Source organism: Pseudomonas gessardii, from assembly GCF_001983165.1.
Lineage (GTDB): Bacteria > Pseudomonadota > Gammaproteobacteria > Pseudomonadales > Pseudomonadaceae > Aquipseudomonas > Aquipseudomonas gessardii.
Window position 1 is genome coordinate 18,979 of sequence record NZ_MNPU01000050.1, and the last position, 24,373, is coordinate 43,351.

Here is a 24,373-nt window from a genome sequence, read left to right on the forward strand (position 1 = left end):
CTAGGGGCTGTACGCCCAAACCCCAGATTTTTTTGTCGGAGGTTAGATGCAGGTCCTCCAGAAAGCTTCGTCATTCCAGATCCATTCCTTCAATCATTATATCGAGGTCAATAAGCTTCCCTTCGCTGTTAAAGGTGTAGTGCCCGTTGAGCAGGATGTGTCGCCAGGCTGCCGGCGATATTGGGGTTTGGGGAGCAATGGAGCCAAAAACCAACGGTCGATTCCCGGGACCGATTGGCGAAATCATGAGGGGTAACCCCTTCATCCCGGTTTGCCTCTAAATACTCACTCCACCAATTCATGATCAGCCTACGCTCTTCAATAAATTCAGCCTTATGAATGTAAGCCGCCCGCACACTGTTTCGCTCTTTATGGCTCATTTGCCGCTCAATCGCAGTGACTGACCACATCCCAGACTCGACCAACGCACTGCAAGCCATTGTGCGGAATCCATGCCCGCAAATTTCGGATTGCGTGTCGTAACCCATTGTTCGAAGCGCTTTGTTGACGGTATTTTCTGATAAGGGCTTACGGGGATTGGCGTTGCCAGCGAACACCAGGTCGTACCCACCCGTAATAACCTGGATTCGTTTGAGTAGTGCAATTGCTTGGGAGGATAACGGTACTAAATGGATGTCGCCCTCCATTTTTGTACCCCGAGTTGAAAAGCTGACGCCTTCAAGGGCAGGTCTCGTATCGGGGATTTCCCAGACAGCCCCCTTGAGATCGAACTCGCTCCAACGGGCAAAGCGCAGTTCGCTGGAGCGAACGAAGAGATGCAGTGAGAGCATAACGGCCAGGCGAGTGAGTGTGCGGCCTTTATAGCTGTCGATGCGCTCCAACAGTTCGGGTAAACGTGACAAAGGCAGTGCAGGGCGATGAGTCACGCGTCGCGGTTTGATCGAGCCTTCGAGATCGTACGCGGGGTTAACGCTAATCAGGCGGCTGCGCTTGGCTTCTCGCATAATATTCAGCAGGTAGTTTTTTACCCTCAATGCAACGTCAATTGATCCCTTTTGCTTGATTGTTTCCAAAGGTTGGAGGAGATCGTGGGTGTCCAGCTCAACGATCGGCTGCGCCCCGATATGTGGAAAGACGTAGGTCTGAAGGCGGCGTAAAACGTTTTTTGAATGGCCTGGGGTCCACCTGGGCGACATATCTCGATGCCAATTCAGTGCGACATCTTCAAAGGTTCGGCTTTTCACCTCAGCTTCTTTTTTGACGCTGCGCTTATTTTCAATGGGGTCGATACCTTGCGTCAGCAGGCGTTTGAGCTCCAAACGTTTGGCTCGTGCATCTGTCAGGCTGAAAACAGGATAATTGCCGAAAGAGGTAAGGCCTTCCTTGCCATCAGGTTTGACGTATCGCATGCGCCAACCTTTCCGACCGTTGGCTTGCACTAAGAGATAGAGACCTTCTCCATCGAAAAGTTTATAGGCGCGGTCTCGCGGTTTGGCTGTGCGACAAGCTGCGTCAGATAGAGGAGTTGTAGTGCGGGACATAAGGGTACTACCTATTATCGAACTGACCTGTACCCCAAATCTTACCCTTAAAAATGTCGGAATCACTTGGAAACCGACGGAACGCCATAAACGAAAAAACCCGCCAAGTGGCGGGTTTTAAAGGGTTCCATGGACTTTACTGGCTGTCAGTGGAACTAGAGATGGTGCCCGAACCCGGAATCGAACCGGGACGCCCTTACGAGCGGGGGATTTTAAGTCCCATGCGTCTACCAGTTTCGCCATTCGGGCGGCAGCGCGATGAAGCGACTCAAGCAGGCTTTGTTCAGCAAAGCGCCTGAGCAGTGCAGCAGGCTAGGGAATATATAGATCAAGGCACCTTGGCGCAAGTTTGCATGTGCTCTTTTTCTGCCTGGTCGGGTGTGCCTGCTTGGGAAAAAAGCCCACCATATCAGTGATCTACATTGGCCGGGGAGGGGCGTGTGACAACAGGCCCACTGTACAAGCGAGCTTGCTTGCGCAGAATCAGAGGGCGCCGCGTTTACCCAGCAAGCCTGCATTGTGGTCGGAATGCCGACCACAGACACACTTATGTTTGCCGATTAACTGGACAGCATTACGCCAAGCCCCGCCAGCGTGCTTATCCACGCAGCCGACGAATAATCTCAGCGTAACCCACCGCCCGCGCTAACCGTTGCAGTGCCTCCAGGCGGCGTGAGTAGGCCTGTGCGTCGCCGTAGGTCAGTTCTACATGCAGGCTGTCGATCATCACCAGGTAGGCCTCTGCCAGTACCTCCAGGGTTTGTTCATCGATGTCTGGATAGCTTTTAAGCAGCGCCTGCTGGAAATGGCTGCGGATCGTGGCCATGTAGTCATTGAACCCGGACATGACCACGTCTCGTAGTGGCGTCGGCGGGTAAAACGCGGCCCGTAGCAGAAACCGCAGGGATTCATTGGCGCTATGGCGGCGTTGCAGGTTGTTGAGATAGACCTCGCCGGGAGCCTTGATCGATCGGGCGTTTTTCGCGAATTGGCTTTGCACGTAGTCACGTTCGGCCCGCAGTGCGAGCTCGAGTACGGCCACGTAGAGCGCATCCTTGCTCGCAAAGTGTGCGTACAGCGAGGCCTTTTTGATGCCGGCGCGCACGGCGATGTCATTGAGTGAGGCGGCGTCGTAGCCATGCTCGGCAAATTGCTCCAGGGCCAGGTGCGCGATGCGTTCGGCAGCCGAGGTCAGGACGGTGGATGTCATGGTAGTGCTCCTTGATCAGTGCCCGGCCAGGTCAAAGGTTTCGCCTGTACCCCGGGGGAGGCTGATGGTGGTCAGCAGGCAAGTCAACAATGCACTGGCCAACAGCAACGTTGCCCAAGCCACCGGTCCGTAGGTCAGCGCCAAGGCCGAGAGCGGTGTCGCGCTGGCACAGATCGACAGCTGGAAGGCGCCCAGCAGTGCGGCGGTGGAGCCCAGGGCACGTTGTTGCGAGGACATCACCAGCGACATCAGCGTGGACTCGGCGATGCCCAGGCCAAACAGGGCCACGGCCATACCCGCCACTATACCGGGGAGGCCCAGGTGGGTAACGCTGGAAACCAGGGCGATGGCTGAGCCGGCGGCGAGGCACGACACGCCGATCAACGAGAGGCGGCGCAAACCAAGCCGGCTGACCAGCTTACCGGCGCTCATCGCCCCCATCAGGATGGCCACGCCGGTGACGCCGAACAGCATGCCAAACGCTTGTGGACTGAGGCCGTAGGTTTGTTGGTACACCAGGGTTGCGCCACCGATGTAGGCAAACAGAAAGAAGAACACCGCCGTCACGGCGAGGGTCGGGCGCAGGAAGTGCCGGTCCCTGGCGATCGCCAGGTAAGTCCGGCACACCGCGCCCAGGCGCAGCGGTTCCCTTTGGCTGGGGGCCAGGGTTTCCGGCAGCGACAGCCAACTGTTGCCGAGTACCGCCAGGCCAAAAGCGGCGAGGACCAGCATCACCGCACGCCAACCGTAGTGGGTATCGATAACCCCGCCCAGTGCCGGGGCGAAGATTGGCGCAACCCCTTCGATGGTCATCAACAATGCGAAGAGCTTGGTTGCGGCCACGCCTTCGCTGACGTCCCGCACCATGCTCATGATCACCACCAGGGTCAGGGCGCTGCCCAGGCCCTGTATGAAGCGCAGGGCGATCAAGGCCTCAAGGCTCGGTGCCCACGCCGCGCCGAGTGAACACAGGGTAAACACCACAAGGCCGGCCAGCAGGGGCCGGCGGCGGCCATAGGCGTCGACGATGGGCCCGAAGATCAACTGGCCGGCGCCCATGGCCAGGAGGAAGAACGTCAGGGTCAACTGCACGCTGGTGAAGCTGCTCTGGTACTCGCGGGCAATCTCGGGAAGGCTCGATAAGTACATATCGACAGCCGACGGGCCGAGGGCGCCGATCAGTCCCAGGCCAATAGCCAGCCGCAGGGAGGCCCTGTGGGTGGGGAGCGAATTCATACAGCCTCCAACTTAAAAAACTGCCTACCGGACGGTAGGTTTTGGCGATAATAACGACTACCCTTTGAATGGTCAACGTGGAGTAAACGCCATGGTGCCCGGGGGTATCAGCTTCGTCACACTGCAACTGGAAATTGTGAATGAGAGTTGTTATCAATTGTATTTCTTTAACATCAGGATTCGATTAGACTGCCGCCGGCTGGGCACACACAGCGTTCTGGGCATCAGAAAAAACAAAAAAACAGGCGTAGGGGAGCAGGGCGTGAATTTCAAAAAAACGACAATGGCGGCGGTGGGTTCGGCTATCTGCTTGTGCAACGGTGCGTGGGCCGCAGAACCTGCGAGCGCTCTGGAGATCGCGCCGATCACCGTCACCGGTGAAAAAATCAACCGTACCCTGGAGCAGACCCAGTCAAGCGTGGTGGTGGTGACTGAGCAACAACTGCGTGACAAGCAGGACCGTGACCTGGTGGATGTATTGGCCCGCACGCCAGGGGTGTACAACCAGTCCGGCAATGAAAACTGGGGGATTCGCGGCGTGCCGGTGTCCGGTTTCGACGACCAGGGCCCGGCCACGCTCAACGGGGCGGTGTCGGTATTCGTCGATGGCGCCGTGCAACCGAACCGCGCCCTGACCCTCAGCCCGATGCCGCTGTGGGACGTCGACCAGGTCGAAGTGTTCCTCGGCCCGCAATCCACCACCCAGGGCCGTAACTCTCTGGCCGGCGCGGTGGTGATCCAGACCCGCAACCCCACCTTCGAGCCGAGTTTTGCAGCGCGCACCAACATGGGCAACTACGGCGAGCGCGGTGCGGCGGTGGCCGGTGGCGGCGCGCTGGTTGCTGACAAGATCGCCGGGCGTATTGCCGTGGATTACCAGGAAGGCGACGGCTATATCGACAACGTCGCCCTGCATGACGACGCCAACCCGACCCGCACCGGCAATGCCCGGGGCAAGCTGCTGATCCTGCCCAACGACGATCTGGATGTGCTGCTGACCTACGCCCATGGCGAAAGCCGCAAGGGTGACAACTCGGCCATGCGCCAGAACGACAAGATCCGTTATTACAAGATGACATCCAACACCAAGGCTTATGACAAGCTTGAGCAGGACACCCTCAGCGCCAAGGTGGACTATCGCCTGGACGACAACTGGTCGCTGACCAGCCTGACCGCCAATACCCGCTCGGACTACGACGCGCGCCTGGATTTCGACCAGTCCGCCGACGCCAACCAGGTGGTGCTGCGCACCCAGGACGGCGACCTGTTCAGCCAGGAACTGCGCCTGAACTACAGCGGCGACACGGTGAAGAGTTTTGTCGGCGCCTACTACGGCCACAACACCAACAACTTCCATGACCGCCTGTTGTTCGACAACGTCCTGTTCGGCACTGCCAAGGGCGAGACGACCCTTGAAAGCAAGGCCGTATTCGGTGAAATCAACTGGACATTCGCCCCGCGCTGGACCCTGATCACCGGCCTGCGCTATGACCACGAAACCAACGATACCGACATCAAGCAGGACGATTTCTCCAGCCCCGGCAAGGTCAGCAAGTCGTTTGATGCACTCCTGCCGAAACTGGGCCTGGACTTCGAGTTGGCCGCCAACCAATACCTGGGGGTGATGGTGCAGAAGGGCTATCGCGGTGGCGGCGTCAACGTGCGTGCCGGTGGCGGCCATGAGGGCTACGACCCGGAATACACCACCAACTACGAGCTGTCCTACCGTGGCTCGTTCTTCGACAAGACCCTGCGCACCCGCGCCAACCTGTACTACACCGACTGGAAGGACCAGCAGGTCAGCGTGCTGGAGCGCAACACCGACTTTGTCCAGGTATTCAACGCCGGCAGCAGCGATATCAAGGGCCTGGAAGTGTTTGTCGAGAAAGACCTGGGCGAACAGTTGACCCTGACGGCTGGGGGCTCGATCACCGCAGGCAAGTACAAGGACTTCGTGACCGGTGACGGCCGCGATATGAGCGGCGAGGCATTTCTTTATTCGCCCAAGTACAAACTGTCCCTGGGCGGCCTCTACCGCTGGAATGATCGCCTGACCCTGAACACCGACCTGGTGTATCAGAGCACCGCGCCGTCGGAGTATGAGTTCGATACGGCAGGCAAGGTCACGGGTGAGCGCCGGAGCGACAACTACTGGTTGGTCAACTTCAACACCGAGTACAAGGTCACCCGGAGCGTCGCGGTTTCCGGCTTTGTGAAAAACGCCTTTGACAAGGCATACATCACCAACAACCGCAGCGGCGATATTGTCGATGTGGGCGCGCCGCGCACGGTGGGTTTGGTGTTGCGCTACGACATGTAGGGCAACGGCAAACAATGCAGATTGAATGTGGGAGCCAGCTCCCACACGTGCACTACGGCGTTTTCAGCTCGTGTAAGAGCCACCCAACACGGAATTTTCGATTTCCATTTAGGAGCTTTCCTAAATGCGCCGGTAGGAAAAGTCGTGAGAATGGGGGCACTTTCATTTCATCTGTGATTTTTCATGTCCTTTCTGCCGATTCGTGTTCTGGTCGTCGAAGAGCATCCTTTCAAGCAACTCGTTGCCACCCAGGTCTTCAAGGACTCGGGGTGTGAATGGGTGATGGGCGTGGCCGACGTGGCCGCTGCCCTGGCAGTGCTTGAGCGCACAGGGCCGGTGGATATCGTGCTCTGCCCCCTCAAGGAGCATGGGGTGCAAGGGCTGACGAACCTTGAAGTGCTCAGCCGCACCCGGCGGGTCAAGTCCATCATCCTGTGCAGCGCTCGGTCCCAAGACCTGCATGAGGCCATCGAACGTCTGATCGGCCTGCTGGGGAGCAGCCTCCTGGGCTATGTCGATACCCCGGTGCGGGCCGGGGCGATTGCAGCGCTGTTGACCCGCTACCTGGAAACAACGGTCGCGGCGGGGCACCCCGTGTCTCGGCAGGTTCGCTATGGTCACGCGAGCAAGGCTTGCCTGGAGCGGGCCATTACACAGCATGAACTCAAGGCATTCTTCCAACCCAAGTTCAACTTAATGACCGGTGAAGCGAGCAGTCTTGAAGTACTGGCGCGCTGGGAACACCCGCAGTATGGGGTGTTGTGCCCGGCGGATTTCCTGGCGCAGGCCCGCCGCTTCGGTCTGATGGATAAACTGCTGTTTGCCCAGCTCGAACAGGCACTTGCGTTCCTCAAGGCGGCGCGGGAGCAGGGGCATGAGTTGTCGCTGGCGCTCAACCTGGAGGCCGGGCAATTGGCCCATGAGTCTCTGCTCCCGCGTTTGTGCGAGGCCCTGGAGCGCTACGCTATCCCAGCGTCGCGCCTGAGCTTTGAAATCACTGAAAGTGGATTGCTGGAGATCTCGCCCGGCGTGCTCGACACCTTGATTCGCCTGCGGATGATGGGCGTCGGCCTGGCCATCGATGACTTTGGCATCGGCTACTCGTCGTTGGAGCGCCTGTGCCAACTGCCCTTTACCGAAATCAAGCTCGATGCCCGTTTTGCCCGCGACCTGAAAACCAGCACCCGCAACCGTGCGGCGATCAGCAGCACCCTGGCATTGGGGGAGGCGTTGGGGATGGCGGTCGTGGTCGAGGGCGTCGAGTACGAGAGCCAGCGCCAGCGCTTGCTCAAGCTGGGTTGCAAGCTGGGCCAGGGCTATCTGCGCGCGCGCCCCATGGGGGCCGTACGTGCGCTCGCGTGGCTGGAAATGAAGTCGGCGTCGCGCAGCACGCGCTGATGGCTGATGGGGAGACGCGCCAGCGCCGCCGGTTCTGGGGTTGGCTAGACTGAAACGGTCAATCGCCTTTTTGGAGCATCCAGATGACCCACAAAAACACCATCTGCCTCTGGTTCGACGGCGCTGCGTTGGAGGCTGCCAGGTTCTACGCCGCGACCTTCCCACACAGCTCGGTAGAGGCCATACACACAGCACCGGGTGACTATCCGGCGGGCAAGCAGGGCGATGTCCTGACCGTGGAGTTCACCGTCATGGGCATCCCGTGCCTGGGCCTCAATGGCGGGCCGGGTATCCAGCACAACCAGGCATTTTCATTTCAGGTCGCCACGGATGACCAGGCCGAGACGGATCGCTTGTGGCAGGCCATTGTCGGCAATGACGGCGAGGAGGTTGCCTGTGGCTGGTGCCGGGACAAGTGGGGCCTCTCCTGGCAAATCACCCCGCGCCTGCTCACGGCGGCGATCACCGACCCCGATCCTGCGGCAGCCAAGCGCGCGTTCGAGGCGATGATGGGCATGGTGAAAATCGACATTGCGGCGATTGAGGCGGCGCTCAAGGGGTAACCAAACCCTGGTATAACGTCTGCCCTCAACACAGGGCAATACCAAGCAGCGCCGGCCAGTGCAGCGCTATTGCGTGCCTAACAGCGCCGTCCAGTAGATTCCCGCGTCGCTTTTTGGGTCCAGCCCATAGGCGGCACCCAATTCGCGGAACTGCGGGTTCATCAGGTTGGCGCAATGCCCGGGGCTGGCGAGCCAGCCATCGACCACTTTGCGCGGTGTATCCAGGCCGGCGGCAATATTTTCGCCGACCTGTTGGGCCACATAACCCGCCAGTTCCGCGCGGTCGCCCGGGGTGCGGCCGTCGCGGTCCAGGTGGTCGAAGAAATTATGGTTGGCCATGTTGCGTGCATGGCTGTCGGCGGCGCTCGCCAACTGGGCGTTCCAGGCCAGCGGGGTGGTGGCCGCGAAGGCTTGCTCGCCACACTGGCGCGGTTGTTTGCGGGCGGCGTTGACCATCTCCAGCAACTGCGGGCCGGCCTCCTGGGAACTGGCCAGGCCACGGCTCAACAGCGGGCGGGCGAGGACAATGCGCCAGTCCTGGCCAGTGTTGCTGACGCCGATATCGACAAATTGCGGGTCCAGCACCACCCGGCAGAAGCTCTCGCGCACCGCCTTCATTGCCGATTGCGCGTCGCGCGGCCCGGACAGGCTGATCGCCTGTACATTGACCATCGGGTAGGCCACCTGGGCCAGGGCCTGCTGCAAATCGCCGACATTATTGACCGGCAACACCAGGCGCGGATCGACCGCCAGCGGCGGCAATTCCTGGGAGCCCTGGTCGCCACAGCGCTGCACCTGGCTGCGGTACTGGTTGATCGAGTCGATCAATTGACTCTCTTCGCTCGCCGACGCCGTGGCGCAAAACACCAGGCTGGCGGCCAGCGTCGTGACACCTATCATCAATGACAGAGCGCGCATGGACGTTTCCCTTGAGCATGAAAGTGCCCATGATGCGCGATGAAGGGGCGCGGATGCACCCCTTGGGCAATATTTTGCCCTCAGTTCTTGAATGCCGAGTGCTTGCGGCCCTGGTCACACAGGGCAAACACCACCACCAGCACCGACGCGATGGCGAGGATGATCACCACGCCGTCCGTCGAGTGAGTGGTCGAAGCGGCCACCATCGACAAGGCCCCCAGCGGCGCCAAACCGCCGGCGATGGCGGTACCGATTTCCCGCCCGGTGCCGAAGCCCGAAGAGCGGGTCTGGGTCGGGAACTGCCGGCTGAGGAACGAGCCCTGGGGCGCGAACATCATCGGCGCGAGGATCCCGGTGCCGATCCCGATGGCCAGGTAGATCATCAGGCTTTCGCCGGTGTTCAGCAGCGCCAGGAACGGGTAGGCGAACAGCAGCGACAACACACCGCCGAGCACCAGCACCGACTTGCTGCTCCACTTGTCACACAGCCAGCCGAAGCACGGCACGGCGACAATCGCCACCAGGCTGGCGATGGTCACCGACAGCGAGGTGACGTGCACGTCGACCCCCTTGAACTGGGTCAGGTAGGCCAGGGAAAAGGTCTTGAAGATATAGCTCAGGGCGTTGTAGCCAATCGCCACGAAGAACACCACCGCCAGGCCCTTGAGGTCGTTTTTGAACAGTGCCTTGAGCGGCGAGACCTTGGCCTTGGCCGGCGCCTGGCTCAGTTCCTTGAACTCCGGGGTTTCCGGGATGCTGTTGCGCACCCACAGGCCCACACCCACCAGGGCGATGCTGCAGATAAACGGGATGCGCCAGCCGCCGGCCAGCAGGAACTCATTGCCATTGATGGTCAGCAGGTACACGGTCAGCGACGACAGCAACAGGCCCAGGTTCAACCCCAGCGCCGGCCAGGCGCCCTGGCTGCCGCGCTTGCCTTCCGAGGCGTGTTCGTAGGACGTGACCGCCGCGCCCGACAACTCGGCTCCGGCACCCAGCCCCTGGATGATACGGATAAACACCAGAATGATCGGCGCCCAGATGCCAATCGAGGCATAGCTGGGGATCAGGCCGATCAGCGTGGTGCACACGCCCATCATGCAGAACGTCAGCACCAGCACATGTTTACGGCCGAACTTGTCGCCCAGGTAGCCGAACAGGATGCCGCCGAAAGGGCGGGCGATAAAGCCGATGGCGAAGGTGGAGAAGGCCATCAGGGTTGCGGTTTTCGGGTCACTGTTATCAAAGAAGATCTTGGAAAAGACAATCGCCGCCATGGTCGCGTAGAGGTAGAAGTCGTACCACTCCAGCATCGAACCGAAGATGGTGGCGGCAGCCACCTTGCGCAGGCGTTTCTTGGTTTGGGCCGGGGTTTCCACCGTGGCGGGGTTGTGGGCTTTTGCCGTCATGCTGTACTTCCTTCTCAGTCATTATATTTATTAGGGGGTTGCAAACGCGGTCAACTGTGGGAGCTGTCGAGCCTTGGCGAGGCTGCGATAGCGGTGGGCCAGGCAATACATGTGTTGCCTGTGCCGCCGTCATCGCAGCCTCGCGGGGCGAGACAGCTCCTACAGGGGGATTTAGTGGGGGGTGAACATGCGGTCGGCGATCATTTCGCCAATCGGAATCGCCGAGGTGGCCGCCGGTGACGGCGCGTTGCACACATGCAGCATGCGTGGCGTCTGGGCGAACAGGAAGTCGTGCACCAGGCTGCCGTCGCGCATCACCGCCTGGGCGCGGATCCCGGCTTCGTAGGGCAGCAGGTCGTCGAGTTCCAGGGACGGGCAATACTTGCGGCATTGCTCCAGGTAGCCGGACTTGAACAATGAATTCTTCATTTCCACGCTGCCGGAGCCGAGGTTCTGCCAGAGGGTTTTCCAGAACCCGGGGAAGCGCGCGTACTCGGCCACATCCTTCCAGTTGACGGAAAACTTCTTGTAGTTCTCCCGACCCAGGCCCAGCACGGCATTGGGGCCGACGGTGACGCTGCCATCGATCATGCGGGTCAGGTGCACCCCCAGAAACGGCAGTTCCGGATCGGGGATCGGGTAGATCAAGTGGTTGACGATGTTGTTCTTCGACGCGGGCAAGCGGAAATACTCCCCCCGGAACGGGATGATCTGGTGGTCGATATCGATCCCGGCCAGGGTTGCCAGGCGGTCCGATTGCAGGCCGGCGCACACCACCAGGTGCCGCGCCTGCCAGGCGCCGTCGTGGGTGCTGACGGTGACCTTGTCGGTGTCTTCGGTAATGGCCGTGACGGTTTTTTCCAGGCAGATCTCACCGCCATTGCGGCGAATCACCCCGGCCATGGTTTCGCAGACCTGGCGGTAGTCGACGATCCCGGTGGCATCGAGGAACAACCCGCCAAGGCCGACGATATTTGGCTCGCGGGCCTGCAATTGCTCGGCGTCCAGGCGTTCGACCTTCATCCCGTTGAGTTGCGAGCGCGCATACAGCGCCTCCATGCGCTGCACTTCCAGGGCGGTGGAGGCCACCAGCAATTTGCCGCACACCTCGAACTTGATCCCATGCTCGCGGCAAAACTGCTTGGTGGCCTCGGCGCCGCGCTTGCACAGGTCGGCCTTGAGGCTGCCCGGCGCGTAGTAGATGCCGGCATGGATCACGCCGCTGTTATGGCCGGTCTGGTGCTTGGCCAGGACCGGTTCCTTTTCCAGGATCACCAGGGACGCGTTGGGCTGGCGCTTGAGCAGCTCCATCGCGGTGGCCAGGCCGACAATGCCGCCGCCGATGATGCAAAAGTCATAAATCATATGGGCTACCTAAATCAGTACATTTCAGTCTGCTTATCAGGTTGTCAGACTAATGTTTTTGTTAAAAAAACGGCGCACCCGCAGGCACGCTTTATAGGTGTTCGATGGATCAATGGGTTGCCGGCAGCTCCAGTTGCAAGCGTTTGGCGGCAGCGCGCAAATGCGCTTCGGCGGCAGCGGCGGCGCCTTGGGGATCGGCGTCGACGATGGCCTGGTACAGCGCCTGGTGTTCCTGGGTGGCGTCGGCCGAACCGCTGGCAAAGCGCGAGGCCGAGTTTTCCCAGGCCGTCTTGCGGGCGCTGGCCAATTGGCTACGCAAAAAGTCGTGGAAGGCAACGAAGTATTCGTTTTTGCTGGCGTCGGCGATGGCCCGGTGAAACGCCACGTCGGCCAGCGCTGCAGCTTCAAAGTCGGCGCGCTTGTCGTGCATTTCCTGCAAGGCGCGTTTCATGCGTTGCAGGTCGTCAGCGTCGCGGCGTTGGGCGGCAATAGAGGCCGCCTGGGTTTCGATCCACAGGCGCACTTCAAACATTTGTGCCAGGTCAGGGCGCCGGCCGTTCTTTTCGGGGAAGCGGAACACCGTACCGGCGGGGGTCTGCGAAATAAACGAGCCCAGGCCACGCCGGGCGGTCAGCACGCCATCAGCCTTGAGCTGGGCGATCGCCTCGCGCACCACCGAACGGCTGACGTTCAACTGTTCCGCCAGTTGCTGCTCGGTCGGCAGGCGCGACTCGGGCGCCAGTTGTCCGGAGTCAATCTCGGCCCGTATGGCGCTGACAACACGCACCACGAGGGAATCTGGACGCTGGAGCTCAAGCATGGCAAAACCTAGGTGATCAGGTTGTCAGACAATAGCTGTTACGATTTTCCCTTGTCAAGGTGCCGTGATGGCTTGCTGTGCTTTTACTCGGCGCGTGACGGCCAGCAGCAAGGCCAGGACGATAAGGCCCAGCGCCGCGCCAAAGGTCATGCTCAGCCCCTGGCCGACTGCGGCGGGCAGGGCCGAGTGAATATCGCCGGTGCCCCAGGCGAACACCGCGCCCAGGGCCCATGCGCCGATGATCAAGCCCAGGTTGCGCGACAGGTTCAACAGCCCGGCCACCACCCCGCGGCGATCCGCCGACAGCTTGCTCATCACCGCCGTGTTGTTGGCCGCCTGGAATTGCGCATAGCCCAGGGTCAGGAGAGCCAGTGCACCGATATAGCCCGCTGCGCCAATGGGCATCAGCGCCAGCACCAGGCAGCCGGCCAGCATGCACAACAGGCCGCCCAGCGTTGTGCAAGCGCTGCCGAAACGCTCCGTCAGGCGTCCGGCGGGCAAGCCTGCCAGTGCCGCGAGACCGGGGCCGACGGCCATCGCCAGGCCCATCTGCGCAGGATTGAGCCCGGCGCCATGACGCAGATAAAACGGCCCGGCGACCAGGGTGGCCATCATCACGGCTGCCACCAGCGCGCTCATGCCCAGCCCGGCGCCCAGGACCCGGTCGCGCAGCACCCGCCACACACTGGGGCGATGGCCAGGGGCTGACGGTTGCCGATCACCCGCGGCCAGTGCGCAGTGGACCAGCCCATAGGCCAGGACAACCAGTGGCAGCATGATCCAGAACAGCGCACGCCAGCCAAATGCGGCGCTCAACACTCCCCCGATGGCCGGCCCCAGGGCGGTGCCGATGGCCGACAGGCTTCCCAGCCAGCCCATCACGCGTCCGGTGGCCGTGACCAGCGCCATAGTCATTGCCAACATGATGGCGGCCCCGACACCTTGCAGTGCCCGCGCCGCCACCAGCAGGCCGAGAGACGGCGCGACACTGCACAGAGCGCACGCCACGGCGAAGATCAACAGCCCCGCGAGCAGCAGACGGCGGTGCCCGAATCGGTCCCCCAACTGACCGGCGCTCACCAGCACCGCAGTGGTTGCCAGCAAGTAACTCAGCACCACCCACTGCACCGCCGCAAAGGGCGCAGTGAAGGCCTCGGCCATCTGGGGCAGGCCGACATTGGCAATGCTGGTGCCCAGCGAGGCCAGCAACATGCACAACGACAAACCGGCGAGCGCGCCGCGTGGGGTAGGGGATGTCATGGGGTTTCCTTGGCGTGCAGTGGTCGTTGCCCGCACTCTACGGCGTCGCCTACTATGGCGGAAGACGCAGTAGTTGCACTCTATACCTGCGTCAAACGCCTGATAAGGATTGCCGCCGTGTCGCTGCCTGACTTCAACTTGCTGGTCACCCTGGACGTGTTGCTCGCCGAAGGCAGCGTCGCCCGTGCCGCCCAACGCCTGGGCCTGAGCCCCTCGGCCATGAGCCGGGCGTTGGCGCGGCTGCGTGAAACCACCGGTGATCCATTGCTGGTGCGCGCCGGCCGTGGCCTGGTGCCGACGCCACGCGCCCTGGAACTGCGCGAGCAGGTCAGCCAACTGGTGCAGGATGCCCAGGCGCTGCTGCGCCCGCTGCAGGTCCTGGACCTCAAGGGCTTGGTGCGCACCTTTGTGCTGCGCACCAGCGAAGGGTTCGTCGAGAGCTTTGGCCCTGCGCTGATTGCCCGTGTCGCCGAACAGGCGCCCGGCGTGCGCCTGCACTTTATGCACAAGCCCGGTACACCGCTGCGTGACAGCGGCGTGGACCTGGAAACCGGCGTGGTCGATAGCACGGCCAACCCCGAAGTGCTGACTCAGTTGTTGTTTCGCGACCGCTTTATCGGCGTGGTGCGCGCCGGCCATCCATTGAGCCAAGGCCCCATCACCCTGGCGCGTTACGCCGCCGGCCGGCATATCTACGTGTCGCGGCGCGGGCGCGAGCGTGGGCAGATTGACGATGCGCTTGCGGCCCAGGGCCTGACGCGAGACGTGGCAACCATCGTCACCGGGTTCTCCACGGCCGTGGCCCTGGCGCACAGGACCGATCTGATCGCCAGCGTCCCGGAGCGTTACACCCACGGCCTGCGCGATGACATGCACAGCTTTGCCCTGCCGGTGGATGTGCCGCCGTTCAGCGTGGCCATGCTCTGGCATCCACGCCTGGATGCCGACCTGGCGCATCGCTGGTTGCGTGGCTGTTTACGCGAGGTGTGTGGCGCATAACAGGTACAATCCCGCCAGCCTTGATGTGAAAGACCAGGAAACAGGAATTCGATGTTCACCCTTACCCATTACGCCAGCCCATGCCCCGAGCCCGTCAACAGCCAGATCCTGCAGATGGTGGTCGACTACCTGACCGATATCAGTAGTGTCGCCATCCCGCCGAGCAACCTACTGTACAACGTCTACCAGTATGCAATCGGCTACGAAGTGCACCTGTATCTGGAGGCGGTGGGCGGGGCCAAGGGCATTGCGGTTGAGCTGATCGTGGCGATGGATAAGCAGGATCCAGCCAAGGTTATCGGCTTCCTGCTGTACCTGCCGGTCAAGGATGATCCCGAAGCCTGCGGTGTGGCCTATATGGCCGTGCAGGCCAGCCACCGTCGCCAGGGCGTGGCGCGGGCGATGATCGATGAGATGCTTAGCCGTTACCCCCATGGCGAACTGGCCTGCGCGGTGGAAAAAGTCCCGGCGTTCGAGGCCATGGGTTTTCAGGTGCGCGGCGTGCGGGGCACCCAGGTGTTGATGAACACCCGCGACTACAGCACCGATGGCCTGATGGGCGTGTTGGAGGTGGCGTCGATCTACAGCTCCCTGGAAGTGCGGCAGATCCACACCTATTTGCTACACAAACACGGCAAGCGCGCGATGATCGATGCCGAGAAACAGCGCGACCGGCATTTTGACCAGCTGACGCGCAAGGCCCGCAGGTTTGTTCAGGGGCGGCAGGCGTAGCGTTCAGGTGTGCGGTGGTTGCTGGTTTAAATGGCTGGAAATAGATTGCGCACGAATGCTTTGGAACGGTTTTTGTCTGTTTGCCACTAGTGAGCGGTGCCCGCATAAGCTGCAGCAACGGAGCAGCTCAGGTTGGCGATCCTATGACTAATGGAGAAGAATATGTCCTCGATTTCAGCTAATACCCCAGGAATACTGGCCCCTACCATCGACACCTCGGGCAAAAAGCCTGATGCGTTCGAGGCTAGGTTAGAGGTGTTGGATAATATTCAAAAACACGTATTAGAAAACGAGCAATCGGCGAGCAATAGCGACATTAAACATTCCGCCAAAGAAAAAACATTTACATTCCGAACTCCGGGTGGTGGTACCTACACCTGGTAAGGCGCGTACCTGAAACTCGCCACCTTTTATCGGGTGGCGGGTTCAACCGCCTCGAAACAGGTCATGGGCATCCAGCAACCGATAAGCAATCTCCGGTCGCTTCTCCATCCCTCTGCGAATCGCCGCCGGAATCGACTGCCGCGTCTTGCGACACAGCCCCGGCAGCTCGTCGATCACAATCTGGATCCCACGCATGCTTTTGACTTCGGTATGGCCCGGGGCGATGTGCACGCGGATGCCCAGTTGTTGCAGCATCAGCTGTTGCATGCGTTCCAGGTCGGCCAGGCTTTGCAGGTTTTCCAGGCGCTCGAGCAGCTTTTTTTCTTCTTGGCGGGTCAGTTGCAGGATGCGCTGGTCGGCGCCGGGCGCCGCGAGCAATTGTTCGCGCTCGCAGTCACACACAGCCGGTGGGCAGGGTTGGCGAATTGTCATGATCACTCCCTCCCCACGCTGATGCTGACGGCTTAGTAGGTCAGTTGCACGCCCAGGCTGCCCAGGGCGTTCCAGTACTCAGGATAGGTCTTGCCCACGCAGTCCGGGTCTTGAATCTGGATGCCCGAGACTTTCAGGCCCGCCAGGGCAAAGCACATGGCGATGCGGTGGTCGGCGTGGGTGTCGATCCGTGCGGTGCACGCCGTGCCGGCCAACGCCGGATCGCTGGCGACCAGCAAGTCGTCACCGATGATGGTCGCCAGGCCCGGGCGGATCTCGTTGAGGCCGTCATGCAGGGCTTGGACGCGGTCGCATTCCTTGACCCGCAGATTGGCCAGTTCAGTGAAACGCACCGGGGTGTTGTTGAACGCCGCCAGCACGGCCAGGGTCGGGATGGCGTCCTGCATCTGCGAGCCAATTACCGTGGCCGGCATCTGCGGGAACTGGGCGATCACGGCCTGGGCCTTGGCGTCGGGTTGGGTGAAGTCCTGTGGGGCGACACCCAGGTCGATGCTGCCGCCCGTGAGTACTTCGGCCGCCCACAAGTAGGTGGCCGCCGAGGCGTCGGGTTCGATCAGGTAGTCGTGGGCGGTGTAGCCGGTGGGCGCCACACGCCAGGTGCTGTCGTTGACCACCTCCACCTGGGCGCCAAACGCACGCATGCAGTCCAGGGTCAGATCGACATAGCCACGGGCGCCGATGTCCTTGCCGGTCAGGGCCACCTCGATCGGGGCCTCGCCGCAGGCGGCGAGCATCAGCAGCGCCGAGACGTATTGGCTGGACAGGCCGCCATCGATCTCAAAGCGCTTGGCCTGCACACGGCCAGTGCCCTGCACGGTCACAGGCGGGCAGCCGGTGGGGCTTTCAACCTTGATGCCATTGTGGTTCAGCGTCGCCAACAGCGGGCCGATGGGGCGCTTTTGCATGTACTCGTCGCCATCGAGCACCACGGTGCCCTCCACGGTCGCCACGGCGGCGGTGAGAAAGCGCATCGCGGTGCCGGCATTGCCGAGGAACAACGGTTGCGCCGGCAACTGCAGCTTGCCATGGCCGGTGACGACAAAGGTCACGTCATCCGGCTCGTCAATGGTCACGCCCATCTGGCGCAAGGCCACGGACATATGCCGGGTATCGTCGCTTTTCAGCGCGCCGCTCAGGCGGCTGGTGCCCTTGGCCAGGGCCGCCAGCAGCAGGGCGCGGTTGGTAATGGATTTGGAGCCGGGAGGCGCTACCTTGCCGTGCAATGGAAAGTTGGGCGGTGTCACGGTCACGGTTTTCTGCGAACTCAAGGTACAAGGCTCCTGATTCAAGGCGCGGTGGCTGGGAGTGGCCGGCTGGCGGAGACGAATAATCGACCATCCGGCAGGGCAGGGTCAAATCATGCCGCGGGTTTAACCGCGTTGGCTCAACCAATAGGCATGCAAGGCCCTGGCTGCTGGCTCGATGCGCGCCACCTGCTGTTGATGGGCCGCCACATCCAGGTCTGCCGGCAATTCGAAATTGTCCTGCTCGGCGCACCAGGAGATGGCTTCCAACTGCGCCGCCTGCTCGGCCGGCAGGGTGGGCCATTCGCTGATCGCGGCGCCACGGATATAGCCAAAGCACCATTCCTCGGCGAGGGTCAGTGGCAGGTCCTGATGTTCGGTGTGTTCAAAGCGCGCCTCAAAACCCTGGGCATCGCTGGCCAACTGCTGGGCAAGGCTATTGAGATGGCGCGTGCACAGGTCGATAAACTGCCCGAGTTCTTCCTTGCTTTCCCATGCCGGCATCTGCCCACCCCAGATCGCGGGGAACCAGATAGCCACATCCACCGGTGCCGGGCCGGACACCAGGGCAGTGAAGTAGCCATCGAGTTCGGCCAGGTTCAACACCGAGTTGTCATCGCCGTACTTGAGCAGAATGTCTTCGATAAACTCGAAATCGGCGGGGGCGAGGGCTTGGTCGTGCATGAACAGATCCTTTGGGCGTAAAGCGCGGAGGATGGCGCGTGTCGGCGTTTTAATCCAGTGCCAGAAGGGCTGGATGCCGAAAAAGGAATAAAGTCAGATCTTATTGGTATAAGTCGTTATAAGAAAAATCGCTATGCTGCCGCCAGAATTTTATAAGGCCGCAGGTAGTTGTAATGGATGTGGGTAATTTTGGTTTTGTGGTGGCGGGCCTGATCGTTGGTTTTATCGTCGGCATGACCGGCGTGGGCGGGGGCTCGCTGATGACCCCGATTCTGTTGTGGTTCGGCATCAACCCGGCCACGGCCGTGGGCACCGACCTGCTGTACGCGGCCATCACCAAATCCGGTGGGGTGCTGGTGCATGGCAAGAACAAGAACATCGACTGGACCATCACCGGCTGGCTGACCCTGGGCAGCGTGCCGGCGGTGCTGCTGACGCTGTGGTTCCTCAAGAATCTGCACACCGATCCCAGCGCGATGAACGAGGTGATCAAGCAAGCCCTGGGCGTGGTGTTGTTGCTGACGGCCCTGGCGATTCTGTTCAAGAAGCGATTGCTGGCCTTTGCCCAGCGCCATGCCGGCGACAACTACCATGTGAGCCCGCGCAGCCTCAACGGGTTGACGGTGTTCACCGGTGCGATCCTGGGCACCATGGTTGCCCTGACCTCCATCGGTGCCGGGGCCCTGGGCACCGTGGCGCTGTTTATCCTGTACCCGTTCCTGGCCACCAAGCGCCTGGTGGGCACCGAAATCGCCCACGCGGTCCCCCTGACCCTGGTCGCGGGCCTGGGGCACGCGAGCATGGGCAATATGGACTGGCATTTGCTGGGGTTCTTGCTGATGGGCTCGCTGCCGGGCATCTATGTCGGCAGCCATATGTCCGGCCGGGTGCCGGATGAACTGCTGCGCCCGTGCCTGGCGGTGATGCTGGGGTTGATTGGTTTCAAGCTGGCGTTCTGAGCCAGCCTGGTAGGCATCACGCCCTGCGTTTATCCAACCACTCCACCGCCGTACGCCAGATACAGATCCCCAGGAAATACGCCGACATCAACAACCACAAGCCCATGGTCAGTTTGTTGGTGTACGGCTGGTCGATCACCAGCAACAGACTGCACAGCAGCCACACCGTGGTCACTGCAATATTGATCGGCATAAAGCGCTTGACCCGGAACGGGTGCAGGAACTTCATCGGCGTGACGGTCAGCAGCGCCAGGCCGATCACCGTGGCCAGGGTTACCCAGGCGTTCGGGTCGATAATGTAGACACACAGCGCCACCACGTTCCAGGCCGCCGGGAAGCCCTGGAAGTAGTTGTCCTTGCTCTTCATATTGACGTTGCAGAAGCAGAACAGCGACGACACCAGGATCACCGACACGGTGAACAGGTGGGTGAAGTCCGGCAGGTCAATATAGCGGTAGATAAACAGCGCCGGGATAAACACATACGTCAGGTAATCGATCACCAGGTCCAGCACCGAGCCATCGAAGCTCGGCAGCACCGTCTGCACATTGACCCGCCGCGCCAGCGACCCGTCCACGCCATCCACGATCAACGCCAGGCCCAGCCACAGCAGGCACGCCTTGGGTTGGTTCTCCAGCAGCGCCAGCGTCGCCAGGAAGGCCAGCACCACGCCGGTGGCGGTAAAGCCGTGGGCGCCCCAGGCTTTGAGTCTGGCTACATGCAGGGTCGATATCACAGGGGCGTTCTCCAAAAGGTGAAACGGGGCAGCCGACGGCGGTTGGGCGTCGAATCTGGCCAAGGGATGCAGGTATCGACCGGGAAGGGGGGGATAAGGTTCACCACCAAGGCCTTGGATTCAGCGTAGCAAGCACTGGCGGATTCGGCATCAGCCCTGACGGAACACCAGGGCCTTCAAGCCGCTTTGTGCATCGATATCGGGAAATTCCGGCGGGTTTGCCAGGCGCTGCTCAAACCGCAGCCCCGGGGCTTCGCGGGTGACGCCTTCGATCAGGAAGTCTTCGCCCAACGCCGGGTCGTTCATGCAGGCCAGCACCGTGCCTTGGGGTGTCAGCAGGTCCGGCAGGCGCCGCAGCACGCGCTGGTAGTCCTTGGTCAGCAGGAAGCTGCCTTTCTGGAAGGACGGCGGATCGATGATCACCAGGTCATAAGGCCCGTTGCCGGTGACCTTGGCCCAGGACTTGAACAAGTCATGCCCCAGAAAACTCACCTTGCCCAGGTCATGGCCATTGAGCCGGTGATTGTCGCGGCCCCGGCTCAGGGCGCCACGGGCCATATCCAGGTTGACCACATGCTCGGCCCCGCCCTCGATGGCGGCCACGGAAAACCCACAGGTATAGGCAAACAGGTTCAGCACCCGCAGGCCACCGGCGTGCTCGCGCACCCAATTGCGCCCGTAGCGCATATCCAGGAACAGCCCGCTGTTCTGCTTTTTGCCCAGGTCGATGCGATAACGCAGGCCGCCTTCGGTGATGGTCAGTTCCTCGACCATTTCCCCCCACAGCCATTCGGTGGTGCTTTGCGGCAAGTAGCGATGTTGCAGGGCCAGGGTGTGGGCGCCGGCCTGTTGCCATTCGCAGCTTTCGCAGAGTTCGCGCAGTTGGTGTTGCAAGGCTTGCAGCTGCGCTGCCTCGGGCTCCTTGAACAACGACACCAGCACCACGCCTTGCAGCCAATCCACGGTCAACTGCTCCAGCCCCGGCCAACAACGACCCCGGCCGTGGAACAGGCGACGGGTTTCCACGGGCACATCACGCAGGGCGGTCAGCAAGTGGGTGTGGAGCAGGGCGAGGGTGTCTGGGGTCATCGGGCGGCGTCGATCATTAAACGGGCGGCATTTTAAACACAATTGCGTTGACTCAGGTGACGCAAGCACAACGTGCTTTTAATCAGGGGTGTTTAAGTGTTTTGTGCTGCAAATCGCCCTTTTACCTACCCAGAACAGTCAAAAAATCCTTATGGGCAGACATAAACTGGAAAAAAACAGCTCGCAGGTGCCCCCATGAACGGTTTTGTCAAGACAGTCCAGCAAACAGCCATTGACCCGCAGGAACTCACCGAGTGGCGCGACGCCCTGGATTCCCTGGTGCGCCATGCCGGCCCTGAGCGCGCGCGGCAGATCCTCGATATGCTGGCCGACGCCGGCAATACCCCGGCCATCGGCTGGAAGCCACGCCATGGCACGCCGTATATCAACAGCATCAGCGTGGCCCAGCAGCCGCACTTTCCCGGTGACCTGGCCACCGAAGAGCGCCTGGCCTCGCTGGTGCGCTGGAATGCCCTGGCCATGGTGGTGCGCGCCAACCAGGCCTATGGCGAGTTGGGCGGTCATATCGCCAGCTACGCCAGCGCGGCGGACCTGTTCGAGGTGGGTTTCAACCATTTTTTCCGGGCACGCCACAACAACATGGGCGGCGACCTGGTGTTCTACCAGCCGCATTCCGCGCCTGGTATCTATGCGCGGGCCTTTCTTGAAGGGCGCTTGAGCGAGCAGGACCTGGCCCACTATCGCCAGGAACTGGGTGCCGTCAAGGCCGGCGCCCGTGGCCTGTCGAGCTATCCGCACCCGTGGTTGATGCCGGACTTCTGGCAGTTCCCCACCGGCTCCATGGGCATTGGCCCGATCAGCTCGATTTTCCAGGCGCGGTTTATGCGCTACCTGCACCATCGCGGCTTGCAGGACACCACCGACCGCCACGTCTGGGGCGTGTTCGGCGACGGCGAAATGGACGAGCCGGAAAGCATGTCGGCCCTGACCCTGGCCGCCCGCGAAGGCTTGGACAACCTGACCTGGGTGGTCAACTGCAACCTGCAACGCCTCGATGGCCCGGTGCGTGGCAATGGGCGGATCATCGACGAGCTGGAGGCGCTGTTTGCCGGTGCCGGCTGGAACGTGATCAAGCTGGTCTGGGGGTCGGACTGGGATGCCTTGCTGGCCAAGGATGAGGACGGTGCGTTGGTGCGCACCTTGTCCCAGACCGTGGACGGGCAGTTCCAGACCTTTGCCGCCAAGGACGGTGCCTATAACCGCGAACACTTCTTCGGCCAGAGCGAGTCCCTGGCCAAGCTGGTGGCTGGCTTGAGCGACGAGCAGATCGACCGTCTCAAGCGCGGCGGCCACGACATGCTGAAAATCCATGCGGCCTATCATGCGGCGCGGCGGGTCAAGGGGCGCCCTACGGTGATCCTGGCCCAGACCAAGAAGGGCTTTGGCATGGGCGAGGCCGGGCAGGGCAAGATGACCACCCACCAGCAGAAAAAACTCGACCGCGAGGCGCTGATCGCCTTTCGCAACCGCTTCCAATTGCCCCTGAGCGATGAGCAGACCGAATCCCTGAGCTTCTACAAACCCGCCGCCGACAGTGCCGAAATGCGCTACCTGCACCAGCGCCGCGCCGCCTTGGGCGGTTATGTACCCAGCCGCAGCCAGAGCGCCGAACCGGTGCCTGTGCCGCCGGTGAGTGGCTACGGCGGTTTCGCGACCCAGGCCCAAGGCAAGGAAATGTCCACCACCATGGCCTTTGTGCGCATGCTCAGCAATTTGCTCAAGGACAAGGCCCTGGGCCCGCGTATCGTGCCGATTGTCGCCGACGAGGCACGCACTTTCGGCATGGCCAACCTGTTCAAGCAGATCGGCATTTATTCCAGCGTCGGCCAGCGCTACGAGCCGGAGGACATTGGCTCGATTCTCAGCTACCGCGAAGCCACCGACGGGCAGATCCTCGAAGAAGGCATCAGCGAAGCCAGCGCCATCAGCTCCTGGGTCGCGGCGGCCACCAGTTACTCGGTGCATGGCTTGCGCATGTTGCCGTTCTACATCTACTACTCGATGTTCGGCTTCCAGCGGGTGGGCGACCTGATCTGGGCCGCTGCCGACCAGCGCGCTCGGGGCTTCTTGCTCGGCGCCACGGCAGGGCGTACCACCCTGGGTGGCGAGGGCCTGCAGCACCAGGACGGCAGCAGCCACCTGATGGCCGCGACCGTGCCCAACTGCCGCGCCTACGACCCGGCGTTTGCCGGCGAATTTGCAGTGATTCTCGACCACGGCATGCGCCAGATGCTTGAGCACGATGTGGACGAGTTCTACTACGTGACCCTGATGAACGAAAACTACCCGCAACCGAGCCTGCCCGAGGGCGTCGAGGCGGCGATCATCAAGGGCCTGTACCGCCTTGATGGCAGTGCCGGCGCCAAGGTGCGCCTGCTCGGTTCCGGCACCCTGGTGCGCGAGGCCCAGGTCGCCGCGCAGTTGCTGGCAGACGACTGGCAGATCGACAGCGAGGTGTTCAGCGTGACCAGCTTCAGCGAACTGGCCCGTGAGGCGCGGGAGGTGGAGCGCTGGAACCGCCTGCATCCCCTGCAAAGCCCACGGCGCAGCCACCTGGCGAGCTGCCTGCCCGAGGGCGCGCCGGTGGTGGCCGTGTCGGACTATGTGCGGGCTGTGCCGCAGATGATCGGTTCATACCTGGGGTCGAACTACACCGTGCTCGGCACCGATGGCTTCGGGCGCAGCGACACCCGGGCGGCGCTGCGTGATTTCTTCGAGGTGGACCGCCACCATATCGTGCTGGCCGCGTTGGCCGCCCTGGTGGAGCAGGGCAGCCTGGAGGCGCAGGTGTGTCAGCAGGCGATTGAACGGTACGGCCTGCACACCGAGCGTGCGGCGTCCTGGACCCACTGACACCTCAAGGTATAGGAGGACTCATTGTGGGAGCGGGCTTGCCCGCGATGGCGGTGGGTCAGTCACCTATGCATCAACTGACACTACGCCTTCGCGGGCAAGCCCTAATGCCAGTCAGTTAAGAAATTGACTTCTCCGCCAAGCAATAATAGAAACGGGCTCTGTTTTTATGAGTTCGTTTCATGCCCCTCCAAAACGATCTTCAAGAAGTTACCAAG

Annotated in this window: 20 protein-coding genes, 1 tRNA gene and 1 pseudogene; 8 read left to right on the forward strand and 14 right to left on the reverse strand. The window is 61.6% G+C overall.

What is annotated here, in order from left to right:
* Positions 1-227: 227 nt before the first annotated feature.
* The 4 genes and pseudogenes from BLL38_RS24710 to BLL38_RS24725 form a co-directional block, all read right to left on the reverse strand.
* Positions 228-1,502: pseudogene (locus BLL38_RS24710) on the reverse strand (tyrosine-type recombinase/integrase); the annotation flags it as partial.
* A gap of 162 nt (positions 1,503-1,664) precedes the next feature.
* Positions 1,665-1,751 (reverse strand) — tRNA-Leu (locus BLL38_RS24715).
* 349 nt (positions 1,752-2,100) lie between these two features.
* Positions 2,101-2,712, reverse strand: a complete 612-nt coding sequence (locus BLL38_RS24720) for a TetR/AcrR family transcriptional regulator (protein WP_076964677.1) — start codon at positions 2,710-2,712, stop codon at positions 2,101-2,103.
* 15 nt (positions 2,713-2,727) lie between these two features.
* Complete coding sequence (locus tag BLL38_RS24725) at positions 2,728-3,948, reverse strand: multidrug effflux MFS transporter (protein ID WP_076964678.1); 1,221 nt, start codon at positions 3,946-3,948, stop codon at positions 2,728-2,730.
* 262 nt (positions 3,949-4,210) lie between these two features.
* Between BLL38_RS24725 and BLL38_RS24730 the strand changes: the two genes are divergently transcribed.
* From BLL38_RS24730 to BLL38_RS24740, 3 genes are all read left to right on the forward strand, one after another.
* A complete protein-coding gene (locus BLL38_RS24730; RefSeq protein ID WP_076964698.1) occupies positions 4,211-6,268 on the forward strand; it encodes a TonB-dependent receptor in 2,058 nt (685 codons plus the stop codon).
* A gap of 183 nt (positions 6,269-6,451) precedes the next feature.
* Positions 6,452-7,666 (forward strand): EAL domain-containing response regulator, encoded by a 1,215-nt coding sequence (locus tag BLL38_RS24735; protein ID WP_076964679.1) that lies wholly within the window; start codon positions 6,452-6,454, stop codon positions 7,664-7,666.
* An 83-nt stretch (positions 7,667-7,749) separates the two neighbouring features.
* Complete coding sequence (locus tag BLL38_RS24740; RefSeq protein ID WP_076964680.1) at positions 7,750-8,229, forward strand: VOC family protein; 480 nt, start codon at positions 7,750-7,752, stop codon at positions 8,227-8,229.
* 66 nt (positions 8,230-8,295) lie between these two features.
* On the opposite strand, the gene BLL38_RS24745 is transcribed toward BLL38_RS24740, so the two are convergent.
* From BLL38_RS24745 to BLL38_RS24765, 5 genes are all read right to left on the reverse strand, one after another.
* Positions 8,296-9,147, reverse strand: a complete 852-nt coding sequence (locus BLL38_RS24745) for a CAP domain-containing protein (protein WP_076964681.1) — start codon at positions 9,145-9,147, stop codon at positions 8,296-8,298.
* Between the two features lie 80 nt (positions 9,148-9,227).
* Positions 9,228-10,556: an MFS transporter gene (locus BLL38_RS24750; RefSeq protein WP_076964682.1), complete on the reverse strand. Its 1,329-nt coding sequence runs from the start codon at positions 10,554-10,556 to the stop codon at positions 9,228-9,230.
* Positions 10,557-10,727: 171 nt separating this feature from the next.
* Entirely contained in the window at positions 10,728-11,921 is a 1,194-nt protein-coding gene (lhgO, locus tag BLL38_RS24755) for an L-2-hydroxyglutarate oxidase (protein ID WP_076964683.1), read from the reverse strand.
* 109 nt (positions 11,922-12,030) lie between these two features.
* Positions 12,031-12,741 carry a FadR/GntR family transcriptional regulator gene (locus BLL38_RS24760; protein WP_076964684.1) on the reverse strand — a complete coding sequence of 237 codons (711 nt, stop codon included), beginning with the start codon at positions 12,739-12,741 and terminating at the stop codon, positions 12,031-12,033.
* Between the two features lie 54 nt (positions 12,742-12,795).
* Positions 12,796-14,001, reverse strand: a complete 1,206-nt coding sequence (locus tag BLL38_RS24765) for an MFS transporter (RefSeq protein ID WP_076964685.1) — start codon at positions 13,999-14,001, stop codon at positions 12,796-12,798.
* A 117-nt stretch (positions 14,002-14,118) separates the two neighbouring features.
* Here BLL38_RS24765 and BLL38_RS24770 point away from each other — a divergent pair, with 117 nt between their 5' ends.
* The 3 genes from BLL38_RS24770 to BLL38_RS24780 all read left to right on the forward strand — a co-directional run bounded on the left by BLL38_RS24770 (position 14,119) and on the right by BLL38_RS24780 (position 16,116).
* Positions 14,119-15,000, forward strand: a complete 882-nt coding sequence (locus BLL38_RS24770; protein ID WP_076964686.1) for a LysR family transcriptional regulator — start codon at positions 14,119-14,121, stop codon at positions 14,998-15,000.
* 51 nt (positions 15,001-15,051) lie between these two features.
* Entirely contained in the window at positions 15,052-15,732 is a 681-nt protein-coding gene (locus BLL38_RS24775; RefSeq protein WP_076964687.1) for a GNAT family N-acetyltransferase, read from the forward strand.
* A gap of 162 nt (positions 15,733-15,894) precedes the next feature.
* Entirely contained in the window at positions 15,895-16,116 is a 222-nt protein-coding gene (locus BLL38_RS24780; RefSeq protein ID WP_076964688.1) for a hypothetical protein, read from the forward strand.
* 42 nt (positions 16,117-16,158) lie between these two features.
* On the opposite strand, the gene BLL38_RS24785 is transcribed toward BLL38_RS24780, so the two are convergent.
* From BLL38_RS24785 to BLL38_RS24795, 3 genes are all read right to left on the reverse strand, one after another.
* Positions 16,159-16,548, reverse strand: coding sequence for a hypothetical protein (locus BLL38_RS24785; protein ID WP_076964689.1), 390 nt, complete (start codon positions 16,546-16,548; stop codon positions 16,159-16,161).
* 32 nt (positions 16,549-16,580) lie between these two features.
* Complete coding sequence (gene aroA / locus BLL38_RS24790) at positions 16,581-17,837, reverse strand: 3-phosphoshikimate 1-carboxyvinyltransferase (RefSeq protein WP_076964690.1); 1,257 nt, start codon at positions 17,835-17,837, stop codon at positions 16,581-16,583.
* Between the two features lie 102 nt (positions 17,838-17,939).
* Entirely contained in the window at positions 17,940-18,497 is a 558-nt protein-coding gene (locus BLL38_RS24795) for a UPF0149 family protein (protein WP_076964691.1), read from the reverse strand.
* 173 nt (positions 18,498-18,670) lie between these two features.
* On the opposite strand from BLL38_RS24795, the gene BLL38_RS24800 reads away from it, so the two are divergent.
* Complete coding sequence (locus BLL38_RS24800) at positions 18,671-19,456, forward strand: sulfite exporter TauE/SafE family protein (RefSeq protein WP_076964692.1); 786 nt, start codon at positions 18,671-18,673, stop codon at positions 19,454-19,456.
* Between the two features lie 16 nt (positions 19,457-19,472).
* On the opposite strand, the gene pcsA is transcribed toward BLL38_RS24800, so the two are convergent.
* Together pcsA and BLL38_RS24810 are read right to left on the reverse strand one after the other, a co-directional pair.
* The gene (pcsA, locus tag BLL38_RS24805) at positions 19,473-20,192 is read right to left on the reverse strand and encodes a phosphatidylcholine synthase (protein ID WP_076964693.1); all 720 of its coding nucleotides are present in this window, start codon (positions 20,190-20,192) and stop codon (positions 19,473-19,475) included.
* A gap of 150 nt (positions 20,193-20,342) precedes the next feature.
* Positions 20,343-21,281, reverse strand: a complete 939-nt coding sequence (locus tag BLL38_RS24810; protein WP_076964694.1) for a class I SAM-dependent methyltransferase — start codon at positions 21,279-21,281, stop codon at positions 20,343-20,345.
* 195 nt (positions 21,282-21,476) lie between these two features.
* Here BLL38_RS24810 and mdeB point away from each other — a divergent pair, with 195 nt between their 5' ends.
* A complete protein-coding gene (gene mdeB / locus BLL38_RS24815) occupies positions 21,477-24,155 on the forward strand; it encodes an alpha-ketoglutarate dehydrogenase (protein WP_076964695.1) in 2,679 nt (892 codons plus the stop codon).
* Positions 24,156-24,373 lie beyond the last annotated feature (218 nt).

Bases quoted from the DNA above. Each gene is read 5' to 3' on its own strand.
- lhgO (WP_076964683.1), bottom strand. From the start codon at position 11,921: ATGATTTATGACTTTTGCATCATCGGCGGCGGCATTGTCGGCCTGGCC.
- BLL38_RS24765 (WP_076964685.1), bottom strand. From the start codon at position 14,001: ATGACATCCCCTACCCCACGCGGCGCGCTCGCCGGTTTGTCGTTGTGC.
- BLL38_RS24740 (WP_076964680.1), top strand. From the start codon at position 7,750: ATGACCCACAAAAACACCATCTGCCTCTGGTTCGACGGCGCTGCGTTG.
- BLL38_RS24720 (WP_076964677.1), bottom strand. From the start codon at position 2,712: ATGACATCCACCGTCCTGACCTCGGCTGCCGAACGCATCGCGCACCTG.
- BLL38_RS24735 (WP_076964679.1), top strand. From the start codon at position 6,452: ATGTCCTTTCTGCCGATTCGTGTTCTGGTCGTCGAAGAGCATCCTTTC.
- BLL38_RS24785 (WP_076964689.1), bottom strand. From the start codon at position 16,548: ATGACAATTCGCCAACCCTGCCCACCGGCTGTGTGTGACTGCGAGCGC.
- BLL38_RS24760 (WP_076964684.1), bottom strand. From the start codon at position 12,741: ATGCTTGAGCTCCAGCGTCCAGATTCCCTCGTGGTGCGTGTTGTCAGC.
- BLL38_RS24775 (WP_076964687.1), top strand. From the start codon at position 15,052: ATGTTCACCCTTACCCATTACGCCAGCCCATGCCCCGAGCCCGTCAAC.
- BLL38_RS24800 (WP_076964692.1), top strand. From the start codon at position 18,671: ATGGATGTGGGTAATTTTGGTTTTGTGGTGGCGGGCCTGATCGTTGGT.
- BLL38_RS24745 (WP_076964681.1), bottom strand. From the start codon at position 9,147: ATGCGCGCTCTGTCATTGATGATAGGTGTCACGACGCTGGCCGCCAGC.
- BLL38_RS24725 (WP_076964678.1), bottom strand. From the start codon at position 3,948: ATGAATTCGCTCCCCACCCACAGGGCCTCCCTGCGGCTGGCTATTGGC.
- BLL38_RS24810 (WP_076964694.1), bottom strand. From the start codon at position 21,281: ATGACCCCAGACACCCTCGCCCTGCTCCACACCCACTTGCTGACCGCC.
- mdeB (WP_076964695.1), top strand. From the start codon at position 21,477: ATGAACGGTTTTGTCAAGACAGTCCAGCAAACAGCCATTGACCCGCAG.
- BLL38_RS24750 (WP_076964682.1), bottom strand. From the start codon at position 10,556: ATGACGGCAAAAGCCCACAACCCCGCCACGGTGGAAACCCCGGCCCAA.
- BLL38_RS24795 (WP_076964691.1), bottom strand. From the start codon at position 18,497: ATGCACGACCAAGCCCTCGCCCCCGCCGATTTCGAGTTTATCGAAGAC.
- BLL38_RS24780 (WP_076964688.1), top strand. From the start codon at position 15,895: ATGTCCTCGATTTCAGCTAATACCCCAGGAATACTGGCCCCTACCATC.